General features: G+C 71.2%; 18 protein-coding genes. 5 read left to right on the plus strand and 13 right to left on the minus strand.

The window, feature by feature from the left end; genetic code table 11:
• Positions 1–139 precede the first annotated feature (139 nt).
• A complete protein-coding gene (locus ACZ5VD_RS08170) occupies positions 140–1,438 on the plus strand; it encodes an MFS transporter (protein ID WP_468681466.1) in 1,299 nt (432 codons plus the stop codon).
• Here the strand turns inward: ACZ5VD_RS08170 and ACZ5VD_RS08175 are convergent.
• The 8 genes from ACZ5VD_RS08175 to ACZ5VD_RS08210 form a co-directional block, all read right to left on the minus strand.
• On the minus strand, positions 1,427–2,368 hold the full coding sequence (locus ACZ5VD_RS08175; protein WP_468681467.1) for a sugar phosphate isomerase/epimerase family protein: 942 nt from the start codon (positions 2,366–2,368) through the stop codon (positions 1,427–1,429). The genes ACZ5VD_RS08170 and ACZ5VD_RS08175 overlap by 12 nt on opposite strands.
• Positions 2,365–2,976: a nucleoside deaminase gene (locus ACZ5VD_RS08180; RefSeq protein ID WP_468551328.1), complete on the minus strand. Its 612-nt coding sequence runs from the start codon at positions 2,974–2,976 to the stop codon at positions 2,365–2,367. Before ACZ5VD_RS08180 ends, ACZ5VD_RS08175 begins: the two co-directional genes overlap by 4 nt.
• Complete coding sequence (locus ACZ5VD_RS08185) at positions 2,976–4,535, minus strand: GMC oxidoreductase (RefSeq protein ID WP_468681470.1); 1,560 nt, start codon at positions 4,533–4,535, stop codon at positions 2,976–2,978. Before ACZ5VD_RS08185 ends, ACZ5VD_RS08180 begins: the two co-directional genes overlap by 1 nt.
• Before the next feature lie 92 nt (positions 4,536–4,627).
• Positions 4,628–5,758 (minus strand): ROK family transcriptional regulator, encoded by a 1,131-nt coding sequence (locus ACZ5VD_RS08190; RefSeq protein WP_468681680.1) that lies wholly within the window; start codon positions 5,756–5,758, stop codon positions 4,628–4,630.
• Between the two features lie 8 nt (positions 5,759–5,766).
• A complete protein-coding gene (locus ACZ5VD_RS08195) occupies positions 5,767–7,137 on the minus strand; it encodes a carboxylesterase family protein (protein ID WP_468681472.1) in 1,371 nt (456 codons plus the stop codon).
• 2 nt (positions 7,138–7,139) lie between these two features.
• Positions 7,140–8,021, minus strand: a complete 882-nt coding sequence (locus ACZ5VD_RS08200; protein WP_468551325.1) for a carbohydrate ABC transporter permease — start codon at positions 8,019–8,021, stop codon at positions 7,140–7,142.
• Positions 8,018–8,926: a carbohydrate ABC transporter permease gene (locus ACZ5VD_RS08205; RefSeq protein WP_468681474.1), complete on the minus strand. Its 909-nt coding sequence runs from the start codon at positions 8,924–8,926 to the stop codon at positions 8,018–8,020. Before ACZ5VD_RS08205 ends, ACZ5VD_RS08200 begins: the two co-directional genes overlap by 4 nt.
• Before the next feature lie 7 nt (positions 8,927–8,933).
• Positions 8,934–10,235: an extracellular solute-binding protein gene (locus ACZ5VD_RS08210; RefSeq protein WP_468551323.1), complete on the minus strand. Its 1,302-nt coding sequence runs from the start codon at positions 10,233–10,235 to the stop codon at positions 8,934–8,936.
• A 341-nt stretch (positions 10,236–10,576) separates the two neighbouring features.
• Here ACZ5VD_RS08210 and ACZ5VD_RS08215 point away from each other — a divergent pair, with 341 nt between their 5' ends.
• Positions 10,577–10,924, plus strand: coding sequence for a DUF1330 domain-containing protein (locus ACZ5VD_RS08215; RefSeq protein ID WP_468551322.1), 348 nt, complete (start codon positions 10,577–10,579; stop codon positions 10,922–10,924).
• A 937-nt stretch (positions 10,925–11,861) separates the two neighbouring features.
• Here the strand turns inward: ACZ5VD_RS08215 and ACZ5VD_RS08220 are convergent.
• From ACZ5VD_RS08220 to ACZ5VD_RS08235, 4 genes are read right to left on the minus strand one after another with little or no spacing between them, the layout of a single operon-like run.
• Complete coding sequence (locus ACZ5VD_RS08220; RefSeq protein WP_468681477.1) at positions 11,862–12,602, minus strand: ABC transporter permease; 741 nt, start codon at positions 12,600–12,602, stop codon at positions 11,862–11,864.
• Positions 12,595–13,185, minus strand: coding sequence for an ATP-binding cassette domain-containing protein (locus ACZ5VD_RS08225; RefSeq protein WP_468681683.1), 591 nt, complete (start codon positions 13,183–13,185; stop codon positions 12,595–12,597). Before ACZ5VD_RS08225 ends, ACZ5VD_RS08220 begins: the two co-directional genes overlap by 8 nt.
• 9 nt (positions 13,186–13,194) lie before the next feature.
• The gene (locus tag ACZ5VD_RS08230; RefSeq protein ID WP_468681479.1) at positions 13,195–13,329 is read right to left on the minus strand and encodes a hypothetical protein; all 135 of its coding nucleotides are present in this window, start codon (positions 13,327–13,329) and stop codon (positions 13,195–13,197) included.
• A complete protein-coding gene (locus ACZ5VD_RS08235) occupies positions 13,322–13,516 on the minus strand; it encodes a hypothetical protein (protein ID WP_468681481.1) in 195 nt (64 codons plus the stop codon). The genes ACZ5VD_RS08230 and ACZ5VD_RS08235 overlap by 8 nt, the downstream gene beginning before the upstream one ends.
• A gap of 690 nt (positions 13,517–14,206) precedes the next feature.
• Here ACZ5VD_RS08235 and ACZ5VD_RS08240 point away from each other — a divergent pair.
• Genes ACZ5VD_RS08240 through ACZ5VD_RS08250 form a run of 3 tightly spaced genes read left to right on the plus strand, consistent with a single transcriptional unit; the run spans position 14,207 to position 16,421 of the window.
• Entirely contained in the window at positions 14,207–15,274 is a 1,068-nt protein-coding gene (locus ACZ5VD_RS08240; protein WP_468681483.1) for a Rieske 2Fe-2S domain-containing protein, read from the plus strand.
• Positions 15,271–15,486 carry a hypothetical protein gene (locus tag ACZ5VD_RS08245; RefSeq protein ID WP_468551320.1) on the plus strand — a complete coding sequence of 72 codons (216 nt, stop codon included), beginning with the start codon at positions 15,271–15,273 and terminating at the stop codon, positions 15,484–15,486. Before ACZ5VD_RS08240 ends, ACZ5VD_RS08245 begins: the two co-directional genes overlap by 4 nt.
• On the plus strand, positions 15,483–16,421 hold the full coding sequence (locus ACZ5VD_RS08250; RefSeq protein WP_468681485.1) for a PDR/VanB family oxidoreductase: 939 nt from the start codon (positions 15,483–15,485) through the stop codon (positions 16,419–16,421). Before ACZ5VD_RS08245 ends, ACZ5VD_RS08250 begins: the two co-directional genes overlap by 4 nt.
• Here the strand turns inward: ACZ5VD_RS08250 and ACZ5VD_RS08255 are convergent.
• Positions 16,372–17,190 carry an IclR family transcriptional regulator domain-containing protein gene (locus ACZ5VD_RS08255; RefSeq protein ID WP_468551318.1) on the minus strand — a complete coding sequence of 273 codons (819 nt, stop codon included), beginning with the start codon at positions 17,188–17,190 and terminating at the stop codon, positions 16,372–16,374. The two genes, ACZ5VD_RS08250 and ACZ5VD_RS08255, sit on opposite strands and share 50 nt — an antisense overlap.
• Between the last annotated feature and the right edge of the window lie 117 nt (positions 17,191–17,307).

Raw genomic sequence — 17,307 nt, forward strand, 5'->3', positions numbered from 1 at the left:
GCGGAGGGCCGGAACGGGACGGAATGACGGAATGCGCGCGAAAGGAGTGTTCCAAGAGCACCAAACGTCAGGGAAGGGTCTGGTGACGCTGATGTGAAAGTCGGCGGTACGGGGGGTGTGCCGGGGCCGCGACGGGGGGATGGTCGCGATCATGACAGAGACGCAGACGTCGGCGTCCACGCCGACGAGACGGCCGGTACGCCAGCTCCTCGCCGCCTCCGTGGGCAATGCCGTGGAGTGGTACGACTGGTACGCCTACACGTTTCTGGCCACCTACATCGCGGCCGAGGTCTTCCCGGAGAGCGCGGACAACTCGCTGGTGCCGCTGCTGTCGACGTTCGCGGTGTTCGCGGTCGGTTTCTTCATGCGGCCGGTCGGCGGGCTGCTGATGGGCGCGATAGCGGACCGGCAGGGGCGGCGGGCCGCGCTGACGGTGACCATCCTGCTGATGGGCGGCAGCAGTCTGCTGGTCGGGCTGACCCCGACCTACGACGCCGTCGGCGTCCTCGCTCCGGTGGTCCTGGTCCTCGCCCGGCTGCTCCAGGGCCTGTCCGTGGGCGGGGAGTTCGCCGCCTCGACGACCTTCCTGGTCGAGTCGGCGGGCCCCGGCAGGCGCGGGCTGTTCTCCAGTTTCCAGTACGTGTCGACGACCGTCGGGCAGCTCGTCGCCTCCGGTCTCGCCGCCCTGCTCGTGGGCACGTTGAGCGAGGGGCACATGAACGGCTGGGGCTGGCGGGTGCCGTTCGTCCTCGGCGCGGTGCTCAGCCTGGTCGGCTTCTGGATCCGGCGGGGCGCCGAGGAGACCCGGAGCGAGGAACAGCAACAGGGGCCGCGCCCCCGGCTGTTGGAGGCGCTGCGCCACCACCCGCGCGAGTCGCTGCTGATCTGCGGGATCACCGCGGGCGGCACCATCGCGTACTACACGTGGACGTCGTACCTGCCGACGTACGCCGAACTCAACGCGGGCGTCGACAAGTCGGACGCGCTGCTCGCGGGCACGATCTCGCTCGCCTTCTTCGGCCTGCTCCAGCCCCTCGGGGGCCTGCTCTCCGACCGCTTCGGGCGCCGTCCGCTGCTCCTCTTCTTCGGTCTGGGCTTCGCCCTGCTGAGCGTGCCGCTGCTGCACGCGCTGCGCGACTCGTTCGTGGTGCTGCTGCTCGTGCAGTGCGCGGGCATGGTGCTGCTGACCGGGTTCACCTCGATCAGCGCGGCGGTGAACGCCGAGGTGTTCCCGCCCCGGGTGCGGGCCGCCGGCATCGGCTTCCCCTACTCGCTGACCGTCGCGCTGTTCGGCGGCACGGCACCGTATGTGGGCACGCTGTTCAAGGAGTTGGGGCACGCGGGGGTCTTTCCCTGGTACGTGGCCGCGCTCTGTCTGGTGTCGTCGCTGGTGTATCTGCGGCTGCCGGAGACCGCGCACCAGGAGCTACGCCGCTGAGGCCGTCGCCCACCGCTGCGCGACGGCCTTCCCCGCCCGCAGTGCGGCCACCGGGTCGGCCGCCTCGTCCAGTTCGATCAGGACGGTGCCCGCGCCGGGCGTGCGGGCCATCGCGTCGGCCCAGCCCCGCCAGTCGACGATGCCGGTGCCCAGGGTGGCCATGTAGGGCTGCTGGGCGGCGTAGACCGTCTCGTCGACGGTGAGGGCGACGTCGATGGGTCCGACCGCGTCCTTCCAGTGCGCCAGGGCGATGCGCGGGGTGTGGCGGCGTGCGACGGCCACCGGGTCCCCGCCCCCGAGGGCGATGTGGCAGGAGTCGGGGCACAGCCACACGTAGCGCGGGTCGGTGAGGGCCATGAACAGGTCGATGTCCCGCTCGTACCAGAGGGTGCTGTGGGACTCGGTGTGGAAGGCGAGCTTCACGCCCTGCCGGGCCACCGCCTCACCGACCACGTGGGCGATGTCCGCCATGCGGGTCATGTACGCGGCGTCGACGAAGAAGGGCGGCCGCTCGCCGTACGTCGTGCGCATGGGCAGCCCGGCGACGAGGAGTTCGGCCCCGGCCTCGGCGAGGAAGGCGGCGCGACGCTCCGCGTCGGCGACGATCGCGGGCAGGTTCTCGCCGTGCCGCCAGTCGGGGGCGTCGCTGTCGGCGATGAAGGCGCTGACGACCGACAGGCCCCGGGCGGCGAGTTCGCGCCGGAAGGCGGGCGCGCTGCCGAAGGCGCGCAGCGCGGAGTCGAGGTCGCCGGGCGCGAAGGTCAGCTCGACACCGGTGATCCCGGCGTCGGCGAGCGCGGCCATCACCCGCTCCCAGAAGCGGTCGGGGTGGGCGAGGGCCCAGTCCCGTACGGCGTCCGCGGACTCCAGCCCCCAGAACGCGGGGTGGTAGAAGGTGATGATGTCGGTCGCGAAGCGGGGCGTCGTCACGCGGCACCGCCGCGGGCGTTGTAGACGACGATGCCGGCGGCGGCGTCGACGGCCTTGCGGTAGTCCCGGAACACCGCGAGGGCCTCGTCGCGGAGTACGTCCCCCGTCACCTCGATGCCGCGTGCCGCGAACTGCCCGGCCCAGTCCGCGCCGAGCGGTCCCTCGTCGAACGTGGTGATCTCCTCCAGTTCCGGGCCCTCACCCGCGACCACGAGTCCGCGCACGCCCGACCACATGGCGGCGCCGTAACACTGGATACAGGGACGCCAGTTGACGACCAGTTCGTGGGCGGTCAGGCCCTCGCCGCCGAGGTCCCAACCGCCGGTCGCCGTCTGGGCCAGGCCCAGCGCGACGACCTCGGCGTGGGCGCTGGAGACGCCGGAGGCGAGGACGACGTTCACGCCGACGGAGACGATCCGGCCGGTGTCCCGTTCCGCGACGAGGGCGGCGAACGGGCCGCCGTCACCCTCGCGCCAGTTGCGGTCGGCGAGGCGGTGCACGAGACGCATCCGGTCGTCACGGCCGGGTATCGCGGCGGGTACGTCGGCGAGTTCGTCGTCGATCCACGCGGGCAGGGCGACGCGGTATTCCTTCGCGATGTCGATCATCAGTGGGTCTCCTGGTCGGTGCGTGCGAGTGGTCGGTGCGGGGCGGGTGCGGTGGTGCGGGCGGTCACGGCCCGGGCCGCCCGGAGCGCGGTCACCGCGCCGGTCAGCGTGACGTTGGCGGCCATCGGGGTGGGGATCACGCCGTTGCCGGCGAGGTACAGGTTGTCGTAGCCCCACACCCTGCCGTCCGGGTCGCACACGCTGGTGCCGTCGTCGGCGGTGCCGCAGCGCACGGTGCCGGTCTGGTGCAGGGACGAGCCGGGTGGCAGCAGGGCGCTCTCGGTCGCGGGGTCGAACGGGCCGAACTCTGCGGCCAGTGAACGGACTTCGGCGAGCGCCCGGTCGATCAGGGCCCGGTCGGTGTCGCCGTAGCCGAACTCCACGGTGATCCGGGGCATTCCGGCGAGGTCGGTCTCGGTCTCGGAGAAGACGAGGCGGTTGTCGGGGCGCGAGACGACAGGGGCGTACAGCGAGAGGCCCACCGAGTGGGCGAGGGGCCGGCCCGCCTCGTCGAGGTAGGTGCGGTTCATGATCTGGCCGTGGAAGGGCTGCGCCGCGCCGTTCTGCGGCAGCCAGAGCGAGTCCGTGCTGAACTCGCTGGGGCGCGGCAGGGGCAGGGCGTCGACGCCGATGCCGAACCGGTCGAGGTCGAGCAGGACCCGGGCGGTGATGAACGCGTGCTCGTTGAGGTGCCGGCCCAGCGCGGGGGGCCTGATTCCGGAGGCGAAGAGCAGTTGGGGGGTGCGCAGTGCGTCGGCGCACACGATGACGGTGTCCGCGTGGATTTCGGAGTCGGCGCCGTCCGCGACGCGGCGCAGCCGGGCCCCGGTGATCCGGTCCCCGCAGACCGGCAGGGCCGTCGCGAGGGTGCCGGTGAGCAGGGTGAACGCCGGGTCGGCGCCGGTCGCGAGGGCGGGGAGGATCGTCGCCGGGGAGGTGCGGGGCATCGGTCCGGCCGGGGTCGGGGTGAGGGCCATGGGCATCGGCTGGGGCCGCCGGTCGTCCGGTCCGAGGCCTCCGTAGCGCCGGCGCAGCACATCGAGGACCAGGTGTCCGACCTCGGTCGGGCCGATCGCGGAGGGAGTGACGGCGAGCAGGCGGCGCGCGGTGTCGAGGTCGGCGGCCCAGCCGGCCGGGTCGCCGAAGTCGAAGACCTCGTCCCCGGCGGGCCACGGTGTCGCGGCCGTCCAGTGGACGCCCATGCCGCCCGCGTTCCACGCGAACGCCGCCGCAGGCATCGCCTCGGCGTCCTCGCCGAAGGCCAGGGCGTGGAACATGCCGGGCGTCAGGTCGGTGAGGCGGTCCGCGACCTCGCGCACCACCTCGGCGCCCGTGTACATGCCCTGGACGCCGGTGGCGACCCGCTCGTTGTAGCGCGCCCACAGGTCCGGGTCGTCCAGGTCGTGCAGATGCAGTCCGGGGGCCGCGCCGATCGCGCTGCCGCCGTCGACCATGGTGATGCGCAGCGCCGGATCGCTGTCGCGCAGCCGCCGGGCCACGAGGGAGCCCATGATGCCGCTGCCCACGATGAGGACGTCGGTGCGGGGGGTTTCGGTCACGGTGGGACTCCAGGGGTCGGGCCGCGGGGAACATGGGGGGACGGCTGCGGAGGCGTCGGCTTCGGCTGGGGCGGCGAGGGCGCCGTGGGCGTTCACGTGCGCGGGACGAGGGGGCCGAACAGTTCCGTGTCCATGCGGTCGAGGGCCAGCTTGACGGCGCCGACGAGGGCGGCGTCGCGGCCGAGGCCGGTGGCGCGCAGCTCGATCGCGGGGGCGCGGGCGTCGCGCAGCGCCTCCCGCACCCGGGGCAGCAGCACGTCGGCGCCGTCCTCCAGACCGCCGCCGAGCACGATCAGCGAGGGGGCGACCGTCCAGGACAGGATGGTGAGGATCGACGCGATGTTCTCCACGAACTCGTCGACCTCGGCGAGTGCGCCCGCCTCGCCGGCCCGGGCGGCGGCCAACCGGTCCAGGGCCACGCTCCGCCTGGCCGGATCCGGTGAACTCAGCCAGGCCATCGGGTGGTTCTCCACCGACCCGGTCGGGATCGAGCGGGCCTCGACGATCTCGCCCGCGGCGCCGTCGAGACCGCGGTGCACGGCACCCCGGATGAGGATGCCGAGGCCGGTGCGGTTGCCGAGGATCGCCCACACCATGTTGTCGTGGTCGCCGGCCACGCCCCGCCAACGCTCCGCGAGCGCGCCGAGATTGGTGTCGTTGTCCGCGAACCAGGGCATCGGGATGCGCCGGTCGAGTTCCTCGGGCAGGTGCACGCCCTCCCAGCGCGTGGTGTGCACCAGGCGTCGTACGACGCCCTCGTCGTCGATCGCGCCGCCGCCCGCGACCGCGCCGGCCCGCAGCCGGTCCGCGGAACCGCCCGCGTCGTCGAGTGCCTCCCGGACCAGGGCGGCCGCGTCGTCGAGCGTGGTCCGCGGGTCCTGATACGCCCGCAGGGGGCCTTGCGCCCGGCCGAGGATGCGGCCACGGACGTCGGCGACGACGGCGGACGCGTCCGAGGTGGTGATGCACACGGCCGCCAACAGGGCGTGTTCGGCGCGCAGTTCGTAGCGGCGGGCGGGGCGTCCGGCGGAGCCGCTGATCGGCACCCGGTCCAGTTCCGCCACCCAGCCGGCCTCGACGAGCGAGTCCAGGATGAGTTCGATGGTGCGGCGGGAGAGGCCGGCCTGTTCGGCGAGCGCGGTGAGCGTCGTCGGACCGGCCGACACCGCGAGGGCGCGCAGCACGACCGAGGTGTTGACGCGCCGGACAGCGCTCTGGTTCATCCCGGACATCAGCACCCCTTCGCCGCCTCGGACACCGTGCGCACGACGGGGTCGAACACGCCCGTGGTGTCGGCGACGAGCGGCGCGCCGGGGCGGCCGTACTCGCGCGCCGGATCGCCGGGCGTGCCGGTCGCCCGCGTCCAGGCGGGTTCCTCGCCATGGAGGAACGCGACCAGGTCGGCGTGCATCGAAGTGGCCAGTTCCCGGGGCGGGTTGGGCCCCAGTGCCTCGGGGGTTCCCGGGGCGTCGAGCACGTCGAAGAAGTACGGGAGGTCGACACAGTGCGCGGCGCCGCCCAGCACGGGTGAGGGCCACTCGAAGGAGTACAGCCAGGTGCCGGCGCGGGCGGCACGCCGGGCACTCGCGGTGCGCGGGCAGGCGGCGCGGAACAGGGTGTCGGTCGGGCGGGTGCCCGCGGCCCGGGCGGCGTCCCTCGCCGGACCGGAGGACCCGGCCCCGGGCGCCGCCCCGGCGTCGAACTCGTCCCCGGTGGCGCCCATCAACAGGGGGACGTCCTGCCCGCGCACGCCCAGTCCGTCGGCGACGGGCACCGGCAGGAGGTCGTCGCCGACGAACGGGCCGAGCGGCAGCGGGTCACCGGCCGCCCCCTCGTCCCGCAGGCCGAGGACGGCCCGCTGGATGTCCGCCACGTCACGGGCGGCGAACCCGGCCCGGGTCGCCGGAACGCCGAGCCGCTCCCCGAGCCGTCCGAGGAAACCGGGCGCCCCTCCCCCTTCGAAGAACCCCCCGGACAGGCTGACCGCCCGCTGGAAGCGCCCCTGGCCGAGCGGCGAGGACAGCAGTGCGAGCACCGCCGCTCCCCCGGCGGACTGTCCGGCCACGGTGACCCGGCCGGGATCACCGCCGAACGCGGCGATGTTCTCCCGCACCCAGTCGAGGGCGAGCAGCAGGTCGCGCAGCCCGAGGTTGGTGGGGACGCCGTCCAGGACCGCGAACCCGTCCACGCCGAGCCGGTGGCCGACGGTGACGCGGACGACGCCGTCGGGGGCGAAGGCGCTGCCGTCGTACCAGGGGCTGGCGGGGCTCCCGGCGAGGAAGCCGCCGCCGTGGATCCACACCAGGACGGGGCACGGCGCACGGTCCGCGGCCGGTGCGTCGACGCCGATGTTCAGCACGTCGTCGCCCGGTACCGACGGCTCGGGGATCGTGGTCGTGGCGAACAGCGGGACGCACTGCGAGGTGGCACCGTGCCGGGAGGCGTCGAAGGGCTCCGCGAACCGTCCCCGCCGGACCGGCGCGGCGAACCGCCTCGCACCGGTGGGGGCTTCGGCGTAGGGGATGCCCAGGTAACGGCGTACGCCGTTGACTTGGCGTCCCACGATCGTGCCCGCGGGGGTGTCCAGGACCGACTCCGTCATGGTCACCGCATTCCCGTTCCGGAGATGCCCTGCACGAAGTAGCGCTGCAGGAACAGGAAGAGGATCAGGACGGGCAGCATCACGACGAGCGCACCGGCCAGCATCAGGCCGTAGTCCGTGACATGGGCGGCGGCCTGGCTGGTGGCGGCGAGGCCCACCGGCAGGGTGTAGGTGGACATGCTCTGGGCGACGATGAGCGGCCAGATGAAGTTGTTCCACGAGGTGAGGAACGACATGATCGTGATCGTCGCGACGGCGGGCCCGGCCAACGGGAGGAAGATCCCGAAGAAGATCCGGAACTCTCCCGCGCCGTCGATCCGGGCCGCCTCCAGCAGTTCGTCGGGGATCGACGTGGCGTACTGCCGCATGATGAACACGGACATCGGCATGGCCACGCCGGGCAGGGCGATCCCGGTGAGGGTGTCCGCGAGGCCGAGGTCGACGGTGATCACGAACTGGGTGACGAACACCGCGGTGAACGGCACCATCATGGCCGCCATGACCGCGCCGAACGCGATCCGCTTCCCGGCGAAGTCGAGCTTGGCGAGGGCGTATCCGGCGGCCGACGCGGCGACGATGTTGCCGGCCACCACGATGACCGCGACGACGATGCTGTTCACCATGAACCGCCCGAAGCCCTCGGTCCGGAACAGTCGCACGAAGTTGTCGGGGGTGACGTGGTGCGGGAGCCAGGCGCCGGGGTCGGAGCGGATGTCGGCGAGGCTGCGCAGTGAGCCGCTGATCACCCAGAGGAAGGGCAGCAGGGTGAGCAGCGCGCACAGCACGAGCGCGCCGTACAGGAGCGGCCGGGCGAGAGACCGGCGAGGCGCGGCACTCCGGTCGGTGGCGGTCTCGGCGGTCCGCGGCGCGGTGACGGCGGTCATGAGCGGGGCCTCAGAAGTCGGAACTGGACAAGACTCACCAGGGCCACCATCAGGAGCGTCACGAAGGAGGCGGCCGAGGACATCCCGAACTCGCCCGCTCCGAACTGGTGGTAGGTGTACAGCGCCACGGACTCGGTGGAGCCGAGCGGGCCGCCGTTCGTGAGCAGGTACGGCTCGTCGAAGACCTGGAGGTAGAAGACGGTCAGCAGCACCGACACCATCAGGGTGGTGGGCAGCAGCAGCGGCACGGTGATGTGCCTCAACTGCCGCCACCGGCCCGCCCCGTCGAGGGCGGCGGCCTCGTACACGTCGTCCGGTACGGCCTGCAGACCGGCGAGGAACAGCACCATCGCGGTGCCGAAGTTGCGCCACACGCCGAGCAGGATGACCACCGGCATGGCGAGGTTCGGGTCGTCCAGCCAGTTCGGTCCGGCGAGGCCGACCGCGCCGAGCGCCTGGTTGACGGTGCCGTCGGCCTGGAAGGCGTACTGCCAGATCAGGGCGACCGCCACGACGTTGGTGACGACCGGCGCGAAGAACAGGGTGCGGAAGGTGCCGCGCAGCCGGCGGATGCCGGAGTTCAGTACGAGGGCCAGCACGAAGCCGATGCCCATGGTCAACGGCACGCCGACGGCCACGAACAGGGCGGTGTTCAGGAGGTCGCGCAGGAACGTCGCGTCCTGGAACAGCCGGACGAAGTTGTCCAGGCCGGTGAAGTCGACCGCGAAGGGGTGTCGCAGGTCCGTGCCGCGCAGGTCGGTGAGGCTGAACCCCAGGGCGGCGACGGTGGGGACGGCCGTGTAGAGCAGGAACACGAGGACGAACGGGGCGAGGAACAGCCAGGCGACCAGGGTGCGGCGGGCGCCGCGGGAGGTCCGCCGCGGGGTGACGAGGGTGGCGGTCATCGGCGGCTCACCTCGTGCCCGAGCCGAGGCTCTCGGCGTAGGACTGGATGTTCGCGGCGGCCTTCTCCGCGGTCGCCGTGCCCTTGGCGACGGCCTCCATCTCCTTGCCGATCCGGGTCGCGACCTGCTGCCAGGTGCCGACCTGCGGGAACGCCTTGGTGTTCTTGAGCTGGGTGAGGAAGGCGGCGAGGAGCGGGCGGGCCCTGATCGCGGAGTCGCCCCAGGCGGAGAGCACCGCCGGGAGCGAGCCGTACGCCTTGAACTGGGCGACCTGGGTGCTCGGTCGGGCCATGTACCGGACCAGCTTCCAGGAGGCGTCGGCGTTGTCGCCGCTCGCGAGGACGCCCCAGGTGCCGCCGCCGGCGAAGGAGACGTTGCCCGAGGACCCGGCCGGGAGGGGGGCGGTGGCGACGTGGGACGCCGTCCAGCCGTCCTTCTTCGCGGCGGTGTCGAGCTGGCCGACGACCCACGGGCCGGTGATCATCATGGCGGTCTTCCCGCCGACGAAGTACGGCTGCGCGTCGAGGAAGGTGGGGGTGGCGGTGTCGGCGACGCCCGAAGTGAAGAACGAGGCGTTGTACTTCAGCGCGTCGACCATCGCCGGGGTGTCGAGTGTCCACCTGCCGCCGTCGGTGAGAAGCGAGCCGCCGGCCTGCCAGGCGTACATCGCCACGTCCTGGCCGTTGAAGATGTCCCAGCCGTTGTCGGCGCCGAGGCCGTGCCCGGCACCGGCGCCCTGGAGGGACTTGAGGAACGGCACCATCTCGTCCCAGGTGGCCGGCGCCTGGACGCCGGCCTTCTCGGCGAGGTCGGAGCGGTAGACGAGCGCATAGGTGTAGGCGTACCAGGGAACGGTGTAGGCCACGTCGTCGGCGACGCCCGCGGACCACAGGCTCTCGAAGAAGCCGTCGGGGTCGACGAGGCCGTCGGGTACGGCCCGCAGGATCGACGGGTCGAGGAACTGGGCCTGCGACTCGGGGAAGAACTGGGCGACATCGGGCCCCTTGCCGGCCGCGATGGCCGACTGCAGCTTGGTGTAGTAGTCGGCGTTCGGGATGAGCGTGACCCGCACGGTGAGGTCGGGGTTCGCGGCCTTGAACGGCTTGATCACCTTCGCCAGCACGTCGGCGTCGCCCTGGGCGGCCCAGACGTCGACGGTACCGGTGGCCGGGGAGTCGTCCACGGGTGGGGCGGAGGCCTTCGCGGCGGCGGTGGCGTCCTGGCGCCCACAGCCCGTCAGGCCGAGGGTGCCGAGTACGGCCAGTCCGGCGGTCAGCTTCAGGGCACCGCGTCGGGAGAGGTGAGGCACCTTGGGCTCCTGTCTCATGGAGGCGCTGAGGACAGTGGGGGATGTCGGTGGGGAGGTCGGCGGGGAATTTCGGGGGAAGTAGCTTTTTCCGTCCGGGGACCCCGGGGGCCTGGGAGCGAAGCTACGAGGGGCGTATTTCGGCCATGTGCACGGAGCCGTCCCGAATAATTTCGGAAGATGTAGCGAAATCCGGGCGTGGCCTAGGCGCCACCGCCCTCACGCCGCTCGGCGTCCTCGGCGGGCGCTTACCTGTGAGGTCATCGACCCCTGGGGCGTCCGGGTGCCACGATCGTCGGCGTAAGGACCGGAAGGACTCCCGCCCGACGGAAGGACCGGACACCATGTCCGCCTACGCCATCGCCCACCTTCAGGAAGCCGCTCCGCACCCGGAGATCGCCGAGTACATCGAGCGCATCACCGCGACCTTCACTCCGTACGGCGGCCGTTTCCTCGTCCACGGGGCCCAGCACGAGGTGAAGGAGGGCAGTTGGCCCGGGCATGTCGTCGTGATCGGTTTCCCCTCGATCACCGAGGCGCGCGCCTGGTGGGACTCGGCCGCCTACCAGGAGATCGCCTCGCTGCGCTCACGTCACATCGTCGGCGACATCATCCTGGTACCGGGTGTCCCCGAGGGCTACGACGCGAGCGGCACCGCCCAGGCGATACGGGAGTCCCTGGCGGCCCGGTAGCCCTCCCGCGCCACGCGCACGCCGCGTGCGACGGCGGCCACTCGGCGACGGCTTCGTCCGCCTCGCACCGCCCCACCGCCCGGCGCGCGTTCACCCGGCGCCGGGCCCCGGCCGACCCGGCCCCCGCGATCACTCTCCGACCTGCGGTTTCACTGATTCCCTTCCGTGAGGCGGAAGGGGCATTGCCGCACCGCGACGCCCTTCCGGATGATGTGCCCATCACAGAGAGACGGGAGCCGCAACGATGCCGCACACCACCGCCTTCGCCAGGAACCAGTGGTACAGCTAGCACATCTTTCTGACCTGCGTTTGTGCGGGGGCGATGAGGCTGTGACCTGCTAGGACAGGCTGCAGAGGCAGTCAGAGGGCAGTAGCCTCTGCAACTGCCCTCTGCGGTAACCGAGTTGACCGGTGCGGATCACGAGTGGGGGACTTTGGCGGGGCTCTGTTTCGACCTCGGTCGAGCTGCGATGGGGACGCCTGCCTCCACTCGGGGCCAGGCATACGAGGCCCTCCAGGACGGCAATCCTGGAGGCCTTGGCCGGCACCGATTGGAGGTCGGTCCCGGAGACCACCCGTGGTTTTAGCGGGCCTGGGTGGCGTCCACGTCTTTGCGAGACGACCCCACCGTGCCCCACAGCACCCAACACCCACTCCCCCAACGACACCTCCCTCTCGCACACGGCCCGTTGGGCCTCCACCGACAGCCTCCGGCTGTCTCCGATCTCGCCCTGCTCGGTGACCTCACCGGCAGCTACAGCCGACTCGCCTCCGACGGCCGACCGGAAGTACCGTGCCTGGCTCTGCTGGATCAGCCACGATGCCCCCTCGTCGGCCGGTTCGTGCACCGACACGTCGGCGGCGAGCCGAGGACGGGCCAGAAGCTCGGGGGGCACGAGGGCCGTCTCGGTCTTGGTGGACATGCTGTCTGCCTGCCTTACGTGAGGTCGCGGACGCGGAGGAGCCGGTACGCGGCGAAGCCGGCGGCGGCGAGCCAGCTCGCGATGACCAGGAGGGCCGCCGGCGGGGACAGCAGTGCGTGGCCCACATCCCGGTAGACCGAGCTCATCGCGATCGTGAACAGGTAACTCGCGGCCTTCGGGGCGAGCCGCTGGAGACCGGGGTCGACCAGCAGGGTCAATGCCATGACCGTGACGACCGAAGCGATCTGATGACGGATGATCCAGCCGATGAAGACTCCCCAGGGAGCGGCGAGGACATTGCACACGAAGACGCCCGCCGCGATCAGGGTCGTCCCCTTCGTCCAGGCGAAGTCCCGCCCGTACACGGCGAGTACGCCCCATGCCGAGAGCACCGAGAAGACCACCGCGACCACTCCGGACAGCGCACCCAACAGCGCGCCTACGGCGAGTTTGGCGCCGAACAGGCGTGCACGCCCGGTCACGAGAACGGAGCGACTGATCGAGCCCGAGCTGTACTCGCGCGTGACGACGACGGCGCCGTAGAGAGCAACGAAGAGGAAGCTCATCATCCAGGCACGCACGACGTCGTCGGTCACGGCGGCGAGATCTCCGCTGCCCTGGCCGAGCGCCTTGTCCCCCTCGGAGCCGTAGCCGAAGCTCGTCATGACCGACATGTAGGTGCCGGACACCAGGAGCACGATCCACGCGCTGCCGCTCCGGGCCTTGAGCCATTCACCGCGCAGTGCGTCAGTCACGGGTACCACCCGAAGCGCTCGCGCCCGCCAGTTCGAAGAACCGGTCCTCCAGACGGTCGGCGCCGTCGGTGGTGAGCCTCGCCAGCGCGCCCGAGTAGCGCAGAGTGCGCTGGAGGATGACGACGTCGTCGACGGTCTGCTCGACCTCGGCGAGCAGGTGACTGGAGAGCAGGACGGTTCTCCCTTCCGCCGCGAGCGTGCGCAGCAGTTCACGCAGCCACCGGATGCCGTCCGGGTCGAGCCCGTTCACCGGCTCTTCAAGGACCAGGAGTTCGGGGTCAGGGAGCAGCGCGGTGGCCAGCGCGAGCCGTTGCCGCATACCAGTGGAGTAACCCTTGACCTTGCGGTCGGCGCTGTCGGAGAGACCGACCTGGTCCAGTACATCCTCTACCCGGCTCTCGGGGAGGCCGAGGCTCCGCGCCCAGATCCGTAGGTCGCGGCGGCCCGTCGTACCCGGGGTCGGGCCGATCGTGTCCATGCTGACCCCGATCCGGCGAGGGGCGTCCGGCAGATCCTGGTACGCGTGCCCGAACAGGCTCGCGTGTCCGGTCGTTGGCCGGACCAGGCCGAGCAGGACACGCAGCGCGGTGCTCTAGCCCGCGCCGTTGCGGCCCAGGAGGCCCACGATCCGCCCGGGGCGCACGGCGAAGGTGAGGTCCTCCACAGCCGTGACCTCTCCGAATCTCTTGGTCACACCGTGGAACTCGATGACGGACGTCTCACTCACGACTGCTCCTGACCACCGAAGACCCCACCACGGCAGCCGCCCCGGCGATGGCGCAGACCAGCAGTGCGATGGCTGCGACACGCATCGCCCCCGACAGTTCGAACGCGGTTGCCACGGCGGCCAGCGCGGCCAGCACGCAAAGACCGGCGACGGACAGGGCGATGCCCGCGGTGCTCCTGCGGTTCATGTTTTCCTCCACCTCGCGGTGCTAGGTTCTGAAGGACTGGCCCGGTGCCGTGGCGGCGGATGATTGCCGTCACCACGGCACCGGGCTCAGTCACAGTCGGACTCAGGTGGCGATACTGACAGCCACGCTGACCGCGGCGCTCGCCGAGGCCACGCCGCTGGTCGCGACGCCGACCGAGAAGCTGGCCTGCGAAGCCGGAGTGCACCGACATCGGCCCGTCGATACGGTCAGGCCCCTTCAGGCCACGAGCGCCGCAAGCTCTCTCGCGCTGCCTGCCACCACGCCGTCTTAACCCACTCCTGACCTGCACCTGCCCGTCGGCGAGTCGGAGGAGGGGTTCATTCGACCCGGATTCGACCCCGCGGCCCCTCAACGCAAAGATGATCATGTCTGATCTGCGGCGATGTGGCTTCTGCCGGTGTACCACCAGTTCACGGCACAACAATCGATAGAAAATTCTCAAAGCTGCCCTATATCGCAAAGCGGAAGCACCGAGCTTGACGCAACGCACCGACGGAAACGCTCAACGAGGTCGCCGACCCAGCGCACTCCTGATTTCACTCCCGCAGACGACCACCTGCCCTGAACAGGCACTTTCCTCAAGTTCTTCCGCGAGGCGGAAGAGGTATTGCGGCGCCGTGACGCTCTTCTGGACGATGTCGTCATCACCCAACGACGGGAGCCGCAACGATGCCGCACACCACCGCCTTCGCCAGGAACCAGTGGTACGTCGCCGCCTACAGCCACGAAGTGGGCCGCGAGGAGTTGCTCGGCCGGACGATCCTCGGTGAGCCGATCGTCTTCTACCGGACCGAGGCGGAGGGAACCCCCGTCGCCCTGCACGACCGGTGCGTGCACCGCCGCTACCCGCTCTCCAAGAGCGGCCTCGACGGCGACCGCATAGTCTGCGGCTACCACGGCTTCACCTACGACCGGACCGGCACCTGTGTGTACGTGCCGGGCCAGAAACGCGTCCCGCGCACCGCCAGGGTCGCCTCCTACCCGGTCGTCGAGCAGGACGCCCTCATCTGGGTGTGGATCGGCGACCCGGCGCTCGCCGACGCCGACACCATCCCGCGGGCCCGCCACCTCGACTCCCCCGGCTGGGTCACCGTGCACGGCATGGAACCGATCGACGCCGACTACGGCCTGCTGGTCGACAACCTCCTCGACCTGTCCCACGAGACGTATCTGCACGGCGGCTACATCGGCACCCCCGAGGTCGCCGAGACCCCGATCACCACGGAGGTCGACGAGGGCGCCGGGATCGTCCGGGTGAGCCGGCACATGGACGACGCCGAGTGCCCGCCGTTCTACGCCCGTTCGACCGGCATAGCGGGCCGGATCACCCGCTGGCAGGACATCGAGTACCACGCGCCCTGCCTGTATCTGCTGCACAGCAGGATCGCACCGGTCGGGGTGGTGCCCGAGGCCGACGGCAGCGACCCGAACGGCTTCCACACCGAGATCACGTACGCCATCACGCCGTCCGCCGACGGCAAGGTGTACGACTTCTGGATGGTCTCGCGGGACTGGGCGACCGAGGACGCCGAGGTCACCGAGTTCCTGCGGGCCAACAACCACACGGTCGTCATGCAGGACGTCGACGCGCTCAACCTGCTTCAGGAGACGCTCGGTTCGGAGCGGACCGGCTATCAGGAGCTGAGCATCAACATCGACACCGGCGGGCTCGCCGCCCGCCGTATCCTCGCCCGGCTGGTCGAGGAGGGCGACAAGCCCGTGGAGAAGGCGCTGTGAGCAGCGGGCTCTCCGCCGGGACGCCCCGCGAGATCTACCGCATCGACTGGTTGCCGGGCACGGACGTCCTGCACGGCACCTGTCACTGCGGCCGCGAGCACACCTCGCAGGACCCCATCGAGATGTGGGAGTGGATGCTCGCCCACCCGACCGGACACTCCGCGCAAGGACACGAGCCACCAGGTCACGAGCCGCAGGGAAACACCTCATGAGTGACGTGTACGAAGCCGAACTCGTCGTCGGGAGCAGGGAGTCCGCGGCCGACGGCGTGCTCGCCCTCACCCTGCGCCACCCGCTGGGCGAGCACCTGCCGCGGTGGGAGCCGGGCGCGCACATCGACGTCGTCCTCGGCCCCGGCCTGGAGCGGCAGTACTCGCTGTGCGGCGATCCCGCCGACGCCACCGCCTGGCGGATCGCCGTGCTGCGCGAGAGCGAGGGACGCGGCGGATCCGCCCATGTGCACGAGCAGTTGAGGCAGGGCGACAAGGTGTGGGTACGCGGCCCCCGCAACCACTTCGCGCTCCGTCCCGCACCCCGCTACCGCTTCGTCGCGGGCGGCATCGGCATCACACCGATCCTGCCGATGCTGGCCGCGGCCGAGGCGGCCGGCGCCGAGTGGACGCTGCTGTACGGCGGACGCAGCCGTCGTTCCATGGCGTTCACCGGCGAGTTGGGGCGGTACGGGGACCGGGTCACCGTCGCTCCCCAGGACGAGGCCGGTCTGCTGGACCTGCCCTCGGTGCTCGACGACGTCCCCGAGGGCACCTTGGTCTACTGCTGCGGTCCCGGGGCGCTGCTCGACGCGGTGGAGGCACGGTGTCCGGCCGGGGTGCTGCACGTCGAGCGGTTCCAGCCCAAGGAGCAGGAGGCGGGCGGGAACACCGAGTTCGAGGTCGAGTTGGCGCAGAGCGGCCGTACGCTCACCGTGCCGGTGGACGTCTCCGTGCTCGACACCGTGCGCGCCGCGGGCATCGAGGTGCTGTTCTCCTGCACCGAGGGCACCTGCGGGACCTGCGAGACCGACGTCCTGGAAGGGACGCCGGACCATCGGGACTCGGTGCTCTCGGACGAGGAGCGGGAGGCCGGCGAGACGATGCTCATCTGTGTGTCCCGGTGCCGGGGGAAGCGGCTCGTCCTCGACCTGTAGACAGCCCGAGGTCGGTCTCGATGCCGACCACCGCCTCCAGCAGGTGCGGTAGCAGGTCCCGGCGTACGGATGCCAGGGAGTTGCGGCTGACGTGCACCGGGATGTTCACCGCCGCCACCACCTCGCCGTCCCGGTCCCGCACCGGGGCGGCGATCGAGCGCAGTCCCTCCTCCAACTCCTGGTCGACGAGGGCGTATCCCTGCCTGCGCACCCGGTCGAGTTCGGCCCGCAGCGCCCGCGCCGACACGAGGGTGCGGGGCGTCAGCGGTCGCAGGTCGGCGCGGCCGATCCGCATCTCCCGTTCCTCGTCCGGCAGATGGGCGAGGATCACCCGGCCCACCGAGGTGACATGGGCCGGGAAGCGGGTGCCGACGGTGATCGCCGCGGTCATGATGCGGCGGGCGGGCACCCGGGCCACGTACACGACGTCGTCGCCGTCGAGCACGCACAGGGACGACGACTCCCGGGTGCGCTCGACGAGTTGCTCCAGATGCGGTTCGGCGATCTGGGGCAGCGAGAAGCTCGACAGGTAGGAGTAGCCGAGTTCCAGCACGCGCGGGGTGAGCCTGAAGGTGCGGTGGTCCGCGCGCACGTATCCGAGGTCGACGAGGGTGAGCAGGAAGCGGCGGGTCGCCGCCCGGGTCAGGCCGCAGGCGCGTGCGACCTCACTGAGTGTCAGTTGCGGGTGATCGGCGTCGAAGGCGCGGATGACGGCGAGGCCGCGCTCGAAGGACCGGACGAAATGGGGCGCGCGGGCTGCTGCGGGCATCGTCGCCTCCAGGGGACGCGAAGCACGTCAACCGCGTGGGCTGAGTGCGCACTTCGATAACTGTCAACAATATTGTCGGCCATAGGCATTGACCGGAACCCTCCAGGGCTCTACCTT

The organism is Streptomyces sp. NPDC032822, assembly GCF_055578825.1.